The 8,899-nt window shown below is 45.9% G+C and carries 19 protein-coding genes; all 19 read left to right on the top strand.

The genetic code is table 11. The features are described from left to right. The first annotated feature begins 14 nt into the window (after positions 1-14). The 19 genes from rpsC to rpsD all read left to right on the top strand — a co-directional run bounded on the left by rpsC (position 15) and on the right by rpsD (position 8,875). Positions 15-713: a 30S ribosomal protein S3 gene (gene rpsC / locus BCT11_RS14685; protein ID WP_038864899.1), complete on the top strand. Its 699-nt coding sequence runs from the start codon at positions 15-17 to the stop codon at positions 711-713. A gap of 11 nt (positions 714-724) precedes the next feature. Continuing rightward, complete coding sequence (rplP, locus tag BCT11_RS14680) at positions 725-1,135, top strand: 50S ribosomal protein L16 (RefSeq protein ID WP_005379577.1); 411 nt, start codon at positions 725-727, stop codon at positions 1,133-1,135. Beyond that, positions 1,135-1,326, top strand: a complete 192-nt coding sequence (gene rpmC / locus BCT11_RS14675; RefSeq protein WP_004410456.1) for a 50S ribosomal protein L29 — start codon at positions 1,135-1,137, stop codon at positions 1,324-1,326. Before rplP ends, rpmC begins: the two co-directional genes overlap by 1 nt. Beyond that, positions 1,326-1,580 (top strand): 30S ribosomal protein S17, encoded by a 255-nt coding sequence (rpsQ, locus tag BCT11_RS14670; protein ID WP_038864900.1) that lies wholly within the window; start codon positions 1,326-1,328, stop codon positions 1,578-1,580. Before rpmC ends, rpsQ begins: the two co-directional genes overlap by 1 nt. A gap of 162 nt (positions 1,581-1,742) precedes the next feature. Continuing rightward, positions 1,743-2,114, top strand: coding sequence for a 50S ribosomal protein L14 (rplN, locus tag BCT11_RS14665; RefSeq protein ID WP_005489425.1), 372 nt, complete (start codon positions 1,743-1,745; stop codon positions 2,112-2,114). A gap of 13 nt (positions 2,115-2,127) precedes the next feature. Further along, complete coding sequence (rplX, locus tag BCT11_RS14660; RefSeq protein WP_005435084.1) at positions 2,128-2,445, top strand: 50S ribosomal protein L24; 318 nt, start codon at positions 2,128-2,130, stop codon at positions 2,443-2,445. A gap of 23 nt (positions 2,446-2,468) precedes the next feature. Then, positions 2,469-3,008 (top strand): 50S ribosomal protein L5, encoded by a 540-nt coding sequence (gene rplE, locus BCT11_RS14655; RefSeq protein ID WP_005528536.1) that lies wholly within the window; start codon positions 2,469-2,471, stop codon positions 3,006-3,008. Positions 3,009-3,025: 17 nt separating this feature from the next. Then, positions 3,026-3,331, top strand: coding sequence for a 30S ribosomal protein S14 (gene rpsN / locus BCT11_RS14650; protein ID WP_004410442.1), 306 nt, complete (start codon positions 3,026-3,028; stop codon positions 3,329-3,331). 29 nt (positions 3,332-3,360) lie between these two features. Then, entirely contained in the window at positions 3,361-3,753 is a 393-nt protein-coding gene (rpsH, locus tag BCT11_RS14645; RefSeq protein WP_005450567.1) for a 30S ribosomal protein S8, read from the top strand. Between the two features lie 12 nt (positions 3,754-3,765). Then, on the top strand, positions 3,766-4,299 hold the full coding sequence (rplF, locus tag BCT11_RS14640; RefSeq protein ID WP_038864901.1) for a 50S ribosomal protein L6: 534 nt from the start codon (positions 3,766-3,768) through the stop codon (positions 4,297-4,299). Between the two features lie 9 nt (positions 4,300-4,308). Then, positions 4,309-4,662, top strand: a complete 354-nt coding sequence (gene rplR, locus BCT11_RS14635; RefSeq protein WP_005435088.1) for a 50S ribosomal protein L18 — start codon at positions 4,309-4,311, stop codon at positions 4,660-4,662. Positions 4,663-4,676: 14 nt separating this feature from the next. Next, a complete protein-coding gene (gene rpsE / locus BCT11_RS14630) occupies positions 4,677-5,180 on the top strand; it encodes a 30S ribosomal protein S5 (protein WP_005435090.1) in 504 nt (167 codons plus the stop codon). A gap of 7 nt (positions 5,181-5,187) precedes the next feature. Continuing rightward, the gene (rpmD, locus tag BCT11_RS14625) at positions 5,188-5,364 is read left to right on the top strand and encodes a 50S ribosomal protein L30 (protein ID WP_000201159.1); all 177 of its coding nucleotides are present in this window, start codon (positions 5,188-5,190) and stop codon (positions 5,362-5,364) included. Positions 5,365-5,370: 6 nt separating this feature from the next. After that, positions 5,371-5,805, top strand: a complete 435-nt coding sequence (gene rplO / locus BCT11_RS14620) for a 50S ribosomal protein L15 (protein ID WP_038864902.1) — start codon at positions 5,371-5,373, stop codon at positions 5,803-5,805. 20 nt (positions 5,806-5,825) lie between these two features. After that, a complete protein-coding gene (gene secY / locus BCT11_RS14615; RefSeq protein ID WP_005435093.1) occupies positions 5,826-7,160 on the top strand; it encodes a preprotein translocase subunit SecY in 1,335 nt (444 codons plus the stop codon). Positions 7,161-7,199: 39 nt separating this feature from the next. Next, positions 7,200-7,313 (top strand): 50S ribosomal protein L36, encoded by a 114-nt coding sequence (gene rpmJ, locus BCT11_RS14610; protein ID WP_000868186.1) that lies wholly within the window; start codon positions 7,200-7,202, stop codon positions 7,311-7,313. A 149-nt stretch (positions 7,314-7,462) separates the two neighbouring features. Beyond that, positions 7,463-7,819, top strand: coding sequence for a 30S ribosomal protein S13 (rpsM, locus tag BCT11_RS14605; RefSeq protein ID WP_038864904.1), 357 nt, complete (start codon positions 7,463-7,465; stop codon positions 7,817-7,819). Between the two features lie 18 nt (positions 7,820-7,837). After that, the gene (gene rpsK / locus BCT11_RS14600) at positions 7,838-8,227 is read left to right on the top strand and encodes a 30S ribosomal protein S11 (RefSeq protein WP_001118870.1); all 390 of its coding nucleotides are present in this window, start codon (positions 7,838-7,840) and stop codon (positions 8,225-8,227) included. 27 nt (positions 8,228-8,254) lie between these two features. Continuing rightward, on the top strand, positions 8,255-8,875 hold the full coding sequence (gene rpsD, locus BCT11_RS14595) for a 30S ribosomal protein S4 (RefSeq protein ID WP_005383146.1): 621 nt from the start codon (positions 8,255-8,257) through the stop codon (positions 8,873-8,875). Positions 8,876-8,899 lie beyond the last annotated feature (24 nt).

Below are 8,899 nucleotides of genomic sequence, written 5' to 3'. Positions count from 1 at the left end.
TAGGAGAGTAAGCAATGGGTCAAAAAGTACATCCTAATGGTATTCGTCTTGGCATCGTTAAGCCTTGGAATGCTACATGGTTTGCTAACACCAAAGATTTCGCTGACAACCTAGACGGCGACTTCAAGGTACGTCAGTTCCTTACTAAGGAACTACAAAAAGCATCTCTTTCACGCATCGTTATCGAGCGTCCTGCTAAGAGCATCCGTGTGACTATTCACACTGCTCGTCCAGGCGTTGTAATCGGTAAGAAAGGTGAAGACGTTGAGAAACTACGCACAGCTGTAGCAAAAATTGCAGGTGTACCAGCGCAAATTAACATCGCTGAAGTACGTAAACCTGAACTTGATGCACAACTTGTTGGCGATAGCATCGCGTCTCAACTAGAGCGTCGTGTTATGTTCCGTCGTGCTATGAAGCGCGCGGTACAAAACGCAATGCGTCTAGGTGCTAAAGGCATCAAAGTGGAAGTAAGCGGTCGTCTAGGCGGCGCTGAAATCGCACGTTCTGAGTGGTACCGTGAAGGTCGTGTGCCTCTACACACTCTACGTGCAGACATTGATTACGCAACTTCTTCGGCTCACACTCAATACGGTGTGATCGGCATTAAAACTTGGATCTTCAAAGGTGAGATTCTAGGTGGTATGCCAGCAGCTAACGCTGTAGAGCCTAAAGGCGATAAGCCTAAGAAGCAGCGTAAAGGCCGTAAGTAAGGAGTCGACAGATGCTACAACCTAAACGTACTAAGTTCCGTAAGGTTCAGACAGGTCGTAACCGTGGTCTAGCTAAAGGTACTGATGTAAGCTTCGGCGAATTCGGTCTTAAAGCTGTTGGCCGTGGTCGTCTAACTGCTCGTCAAATCGAAGCGGCACGTCGTGCAATGACACGTCACGTTAAGCGTCAAGGTAAAATCTGGATCCGTGTGTTCCCAGACAAACCAATCACAGAAAAACCACTTGAAGTTCGTCAAGGTAAGGGTAAAGGTAACGTTGAGTACTGGGTAGCCCAAATCCAACCTGGTAAGGTTATGTACGAAATGGGTGGTGTACCTGAAGAATTGGCGCGTGAAGCGTTCCGCCTAGCGGCTCGTAAACTGCCATTCAAAACTACATTTGTAACTAAGCAGGTGATGTGATGAAAGCACAAGATCTACGCGAGAAAAGCGTTGAAGAGCTTAACGCTGAGCTATTGAATTTGCTACGCGAACAGTTCAACTTGCGCATGCAAGCTGCAACTGGTCAGCTACAGCAAACTCATACTCTGAAAGCTGTACGCCGTGATATCGCACGTGTGAAAACTGTTTTGACTGAGAAGGCAGGCGCATAATGAGCGAAGTAAAACGTACTCAACAAGGTCGTGTAGTTAGCGACAAGATGGACAAGTCTATCGTTGTTGCTATCGAACGCATGGTGAAACACCCAATTTACGGTAAATACGTAAAGCGTACGACTAAAGTACACGCACATGACGAAAACAACACTTGTGGCCTAGGCGACAAAGTTGAAATCGCAGAGTGTCGTCCACTGTCTAAGACTAAGTCTTGGACATTGGTAAAAGTCCTAGAAAAGGCGAAGATGTAATCTTCACTATTCTATAGGTAGGAAAGCGGCTCCAAAAAATTTTTGGGGCCGTTTATTTTTTGACTACCCAATCACAAAAAAGGGTGGTACAATCCGCGTCTCTTTTAAGAGGCAGCCCGACCCGTGATGGGTCTAGTTATTAATATTTAGCGGAGCACTAACATGATCCAAATGCAAAGTATGCTGGACGCAGCTGATAACTCAGGCGCACGCAGCGTAATGTGTATTAAGGTTCTGGGTGGCTCACACCGCCGTTATGCACATATCGGTGACGTCATCAAAGTTACTGTTAAGGAAGCAATTCCTCGCGGTAAAGTAAAGAAAGGTGACGTTATGAAGGCGGTTGTAGTGCGCACCCGTAAAGGCGTACGTCGTCCTGACGGTTCTGTCATTCGCTTCGACCGAAATGCTTGCGTACTGTTGAATAACACTACTGAGCAACCAATCGGTACACGTATCTTTGGTCCTGTGACACGCGAACTTCGTGGCGATAAGTTCATGAAGATCGTTTCACTGGCTCCAGAAGTTCTGTAAGGAGCACGTAGAAATGGCAGCTAAAATCCGTCGTAATGACGAAGTAATCGTTCTTGCTGGTAAAGACAAAGGCAAGAAAGGTAAAGTAACTAAGGTCCTAGCAACTGGTAAAGTTATCGTTGAAGGTATCAACCTTGTTAAGAAACACCAGAAACCTGTTCCTGCACTAGGTATCCAAGGCGGTATCGTAGAGCAAGAAGCAGCTATCGATGTTTCTAACGTGGCGATCTTTAACGCAGCTACTGGTAAAGCTGACCGTATCGGTTTCCGTTTTGAAGATGGTAAGAAAGTTCGTTTCTTTAAATCTAACAACGAAATCGTTTCTAACTAATAGAAGTAATTTGGAGTTCTACTATGGCGAAACTGCATGATTACTACAAGTCGTCTGTAGTCGCTGAACTGACCAAACAGTTTAGCTACACAAGCGTCATGCAAGTCCCTAGAATCGAGAAAATCACCCTAAACATGGGTGTTGGTGAAGCAATCAACGATAAGAAACTGCTAGAAAACGCAGCTGCTGATATGGCAACGATCTCTGGTCAAAAGCCACTTATCACTAAAGCTCGTAAATCTGTTGCAGGTTTCAAAATCCGTGAAGGCTACCCTATCGGTTGTAAAGTAACCTTGCGTGGCGAACGTATGTGGGAATTTTTAGAGCGTTTAATCTCTATCGCACTTCCACGTGTACGTGACTTCCGTGGTGTTAGCGCTAAGTCTTTTGACGGTCGCGGTAACTACAGCATGGGCGTTCGCGAGCAAATCATCTTCCCGGAAATCGACTTTGATAAAGTTGATCGAGTACGCGGTCTAGACATCACTATTACGACGTCTGCTGGTACTGATGAGGAAGGCCGTGCTCTGCTGGCTGCCTTTAACTTCCCATTCCGTAAGTAAGGTGAAGGGTTACTGTTATGGCTAAAAATTCAATGAAAGCACGTGAAGCAAAACGTGCGAAGCTAGTAGCTAAGTTCGCTGAAAAGCGTGCAGCGCTAAAAGCTATCATCAGCGATGTAAACGCATCTGAAGAAGATCGTTGGAATGCGGTTCTTACACTGCAATCTCTTCCACGTGATTCAAGTGCATCACGTCAGCGCAACCGTTGTAACCAAACTGGTCGTCCACACGGTTACCTACGTAAGTTCGGTCTAAGCCGTATTAAGGTTCGTGAAGCTTGCATGAAAGGCGAGATTCCGGGTCTTCGTAAGGCTAGCTGGTAATTGCCACTTAATCATTTGGAGTAAATCATATGAGCATGCAAGATCCGATTTCGGATATGCTGACCCGCGTTCGTAACGGTCAGGCAGCAAACAAAGTTGCTGTTAAAATGCCTTCTTCAAAGCTTAAAGTTGCAATTGCTGCACTACTAAAAGCTGAAGGTTACATCGTTGACTTCGCTGTTGAAGGCGAAGCAAAACCTGAGCTAGAAGTTACACTTAAGTACTTCCAAGCAAAACCAGTAATCGAGCAACTTAAACGTGTTTCTCGTCCAGGTCTACGTGTTTACAAGAAGAAAGATCAACTTCCTTCTGTAATGGGTGGTCTTGGTATTGCTATCGTTTCAACTTCCAAGGGTCTTATGTCAGACCGCGCTGCACGTAAAGCAGGTCTTGGTGGTGAAATCATCTGCTACGTAGCTTAATAGGAGTAGAATATGTCTCGTGTTGCTAAGGCACCTGTCGCTATTCCAGCCGGCGTAGAGGTGAAACTAAACGGCCAAGAAATCACTGTAAAAGGTGCGAAGGGCGAACTAACACGCGTTGTTAACAATGCAGTTGTTGTTGCTCAGGAAGAAAACAACCTAACTTTCGGTCCTAAAGAAGGTTTTGCTAACGCATGGGCACAAGCTGGTACAGCTCGCGCTCTAGTTAACAACATGGTTGTTGGTGTTACTGAAGGCTTTACTAAGAAGCTAACTCTTAAAGGTGTTGGTTACCGTGCTGCTATTAAAGGCAACGCTGTAGGTCTAACACTAGGCTTCTCTCACCCAGTTGAGCACGAGTTGCCAGCGGGTATTAAAGCTGAATGTCCAAGCCAAACTGAAATCATCATTACTGGTTGTGATAAGCAACTAGTTGGTCAAGTTGCGGCTGACATTCGTTCTTACCGTCAACCTGAGCCTTACAAAGGTAAAGGTGTTCGTTACGCAGATGAAAATGTGCGTACTAAAGAAGCTAAGAAGAAGTAAGGTAACACTATGGATAAGAAAGCATCTCGCATCCGTCGTGCTACACGCGCACGTCGTAAGATTGCAGAACTGGGTGCGACTCGCCTAGTTGTACACCGTACTCCTCGTCACGTGTACGCACAGGTTATCGCGGCTAATGGCTCTGAGGTTATCGCAGCAGCTTCTACTGTAGAAAAAGCGATCCGTGAGCAAGTGAAATACACTGGTAACGTTGATGCAGCTAAAGCAGTAGGTAAAGCTGTTGCTGAGCGCGCTCTTGAAAAAGGCGTAACTGCAGTTGCATTTGATCGTTCTGGTTTCCAATACCACGGTCGAGTAGCGGCGCTAGCAGAATCTGCTCGCGAAGCTGGTCTGAAATTCTAAGGTAGGGTTGGAAGATGGCTAAAGAACAACAAGTTCAAGCGAATGATTTGCAAGAAAAATTAATCGCAGTTAACCGTGTTTCTAAAACGGTTAAAGGCGGTCGAATCATGAGCTTCACTGCACTAACAGTAGTTGGTGACGGTAACGGTCGTGTAGGTTTCGGTTACGGCAAAGCTCGTGAAGTACCTGCAGCGATTCAAAAAGCAATGGAAAAAGCGCGTCGTAACATGACTACTATCGCGCTAAACGAAGGCACTCTTCACCACCCAGTGAAAGGTCGCCATTCGGGCTCTAAAGTTTACATGCAGCCTGCTGCTGAAGGTACTGGTGTTATCGCAGGTGGTGCGATGCGTGCAGTACTAGAAGTTGCTGGTGTACACAACGTACTATCTAAAGCATACGGTTCTACGAACCCTATCAACATCGTTCGTGCAACGATCGATGCACTAGGTAGCATGAAGTCGCCAGAAATGGTTGCTGCTAAACGTGGTCTAACTGTTGAAGCTATTTCGGAGTAAGAACACCATGGCAACTATTAAAGTAACTCAAACTAAAAGCTCAATTGGTCGCCTGCCAAAGCACAAAGCTACTTTGCGCGGTCTAGGCCTTCGTAAAATCAACCACACAGTAGAACTTGAAGATACTCCGTGCGTGCGCGGTATGATCAACAAGGTTTACTACATGGTTAAAGTTGAGGAGTAATCAGAAATGCGTTTGAATACTCTATCACCGGCTGCTGGCTCGAAAACTTCTCCGAAGCGTGTAGGTCGTGGTATCGGTTCTGGCCTAGGTAAAACTGGTGGCCGTGGTCACAAAGGTCAAAAGTCACGTTCTGGCGGCTCTGTTCGTCCAGGTTTTGAAGGCGGTCAAATGCCTCTAAAACAACGTCTACCTAAATTCGGTTTCACTTCTCGCAAGAGCCTAGTGTCTGCTGAAGTTCGTCTAGCTGAGCTAGCGAAAGTAACAGGTGACGTAGTTGATCTTAACAGCCTAAAAGCTGCTAACGTTATCACTAAGAACATCGAATTCGTTAAGATCGTTCTTTCTGGTGACCTAAGCAAAGCTGTGACTGTTAAAGGTCTACGCGTGACTAAAGGCGCTAAAGCTGCAATCGAAGCTGCAGGCGGTAAAATCGAGGAATAATCTCGAGGAACGAGGTACAGATGGCTAAGAAACCAGGACAAGATTTTCGTAGTGCTCAGAGCGGCTTAAGTGAACTAAAGTCGCGCTTGTTATTCGTAATTGGTGCACTTTTAGTATTCCGAGCCGGCTCATTTGTGCCGATTCCTGGTATTGACGCTGCTGTACTTGCCGATTTGTTCGAACAGCAAAAAGGTACCATCGTAGAAATGTTTAACATGTTCTCCGGTGGTGCACTTGAGCGTGCATCTATATTAGCATTGGGCATCATGCCGTATATTTCGGCATCTATTGTTGTCCAATTGCTAACTGTAGTTCATCCAGCGTTAGCGGAACTCAAGAAAGAGGGTGAAGCAGGCCGTCGTAAGATCAGCCAATATACACGCTACGGCACGCTTGTACTTGCAACATTCCAAGCTATTGGTATTGCAACTGGCTTACCAAACATGGTCGACAATCTGGTTGTAATGAACCAAACCATGTTTACGCTAATTGCTACCGTAAGTTTAGTAACCGGTACCATGTTCCTAATGTGGTTAGGTGAACAAATTACAGAGCGAGGAATCGGTAATGGTATTTCCATTCTGATTTTTGCAGGTATTGTTGCTGGATTGCCTTCTGCAATCGGTCAAACAATCGAGCAAGCGCGTCAAGGTGAATTGCATGTACTTCTTCTACTGTTAATCGCGGTATTAGCTTTCGCAGTAATTTACTTCGTTGTTTTCATGGAACGTGGTCAACGCCGAATCGTCGTTAACTACGCTAAGCGTCAACAAGGTCGTAAAGTATTTGCTGCACAGAGCTCGCATCTGCCACTTAAAATTAATATGGCAGGTGTTATTCCAGCGATTTTCGCATCAAGCATTATCCTGTTCCCAGGAACACTGGCTCAGTGGTTTGGTCAGAACGGTGAGAGCAGCGCGTTCGGTTGGTTAACTGACGTGTCTTTGGCTCTTAGCCCAGGTCAACCTCTGTATGTAATGCTTTATGCAGCAGCGATTATCTTCTTCTGTTTCTTTTACACGGCGTTGGTTTTCAACCCGCGTGAAACAGCGGATAACTTGAAGAAGTCCGGTGCATTCGTACCCGGTATCCGCCCAGGTGAGCAGACAGCGAAGTACATCGATAAAGTAATGACACGTTTAACCCTAGCGGGCGCACTGTACATTACCTTTATCTGTCTGATTCCCGAGTTCATGATGGTCGCGTGGAACGTACGTTTCTACTTCGGCGGTACATCACTACTTATCGTAGTTGTTGTTATCATGGACTTTATGGCACAGGTACAGACTCATCTGATGTCTCAACAGTATGATTCTGTGTTGAAGAAAGCGAATCTGAAAGGCTACGGTCGTTAATAGCGACGGTAGACTCAGTTTCAATTACGGAGTTTAGCAATGAAAGTTCGTGCTTCCGTTAAAAAAATCTGCCGTAACTGTAAAGTAATCAAGCGTAACGGTGTCGTTCGCGTGATTTGCAGTGAGCCAAAGCACAAACAGCGCCAAGGCTAATTAGCAGAAATTTTTACTTGAAAACGAAGGTTAGGTCGAGTATATTCCTCGGCCTACCTTTTGCGTGCAAAAGAAGTAGTATCCCGCAGCGTATCCATAACGGGCTTTGCTGCGGCTAATTCTTTTATAGAACCACTTAGGAGTGAATAATGGCCCGTATAGCAGGCATTAACATTCCTGATCAGAAACACGCTGTAATCGCTCTAACAGCGATCTACGGCATCGGTAAAACTCGCTCTCAAGCTATCCTAGCTGAAGTGGGTATTGCTGAAGATGTTAAGATCAGTGAACTAACTGAAGATCAGATCGATCAACTGCGTGATGGTGTAGCTAAGTACACTGTAGAAGGTGATCTACGTCGTGAAGTATCTATGAACATCAAGCGTCTTATGGACCTTGGCTGTTACCGTGGTCTTCGTCATCGTCGCAGTCTACCACTACGTGGACAGCGTACTAAAACCAACGCTCGCACCCGTAAGGGTCCGCGTAAGCCGATCAAGAAATAATCGGGAAGGTAGAGTACAATGGCTAAACAACCAACTCGCGCTCGTAAGCGCGTACGCAAGCAAGTTGCAGATGGCGTTGCGCACATCCATGCTTCTTTCAATAACACAATCGTAACCATTACTGACCGTCAAGGTAACGCTCTAGCTTGGGCTACTGCAGGTGGTTCTGGTTTCCGCGGTTCTCGTAAGTCTACTCCGTTCGCTGCACAGGTTGCTGCTGAGCGTTGTGCTGAAATGGCTAAAGAATACGGTCTAAAGAACTTGGAAGTTATGGTTAAGGGTCCTGGTCCAGGTCGTGAATCTACTGTTCGCGCTCTGAACGCTGCTGGTTTCCGCATCACAAACATCGTTGATGCTACACCAATCCCTCATAACGGTTGTCGTCCACCTAAGAAACGTCGTGTATAACGTTTTTTAGATTACTGGAGAAAGATCATGGCAAGATATTTGGGTCCTAAGCTGAAGCTTAGCCGTCGTGAAGGCACTGACTTATTCCTTAAGTCTGGTGTTCGCGCGATCGATACCAAGTGTAAAATTGATAACGCACCAGGTGTACACGGCGCTCGTCGCGGTCGTCTATCTGAGTATGGCGTTCAGCTTCGTGAGAAGCAAAAAGTTCGTCGTATGTACGGCGTTCTAGAAAAACAATTCCGTAACTACTACAAAGAAGCTGCACGCCTTAAAGGCAACACAGGTGAGAACCTGCTTCAGCTTCTTGAAGGTCGTCTTGATAACGTAGTTTACCGCATGGGCTTTGGCGCAACTCGCGCAGAAGCACGTCAGCTAGTTAGCCACAAAGCTATCCTAGTTAACGGTAAAGTTGTAAACGTTCCTTCTTTCAAAGTAGCGGCTAATGACGTTGTTTCTATTCGCGAGAAAGCTAAACAGCAAGCTCGTATTAAAGCGGCTCTAGAAGTTGCTGAACAACGTGAAAAACCAACTTGGATTGAAGTAGATGGTGGCAAGATGGAAGGTACATTCAAGCGTATGCCTGAGCGTTCTGATCTATCAGCTGACATCAACGAACAATTGATCGTCGAGCTTTACTCTAAGTAAGGTTTAAACTAAAGAGAGGACACA

Origin of the sequence: Vibrio sp. 10N.222.52.B12 (assembly GCF_002875385.1) — a bacterium.
Lineage (GTDB): Bacteria > Pseudomonadota > Gammaproteobacteria > Enterobacterales > Vibrionaceae > Vibrio > Vibrio jasicida.
This window is presented reverse-complemented; position numbering and strand designations above follow the sequence as displayed.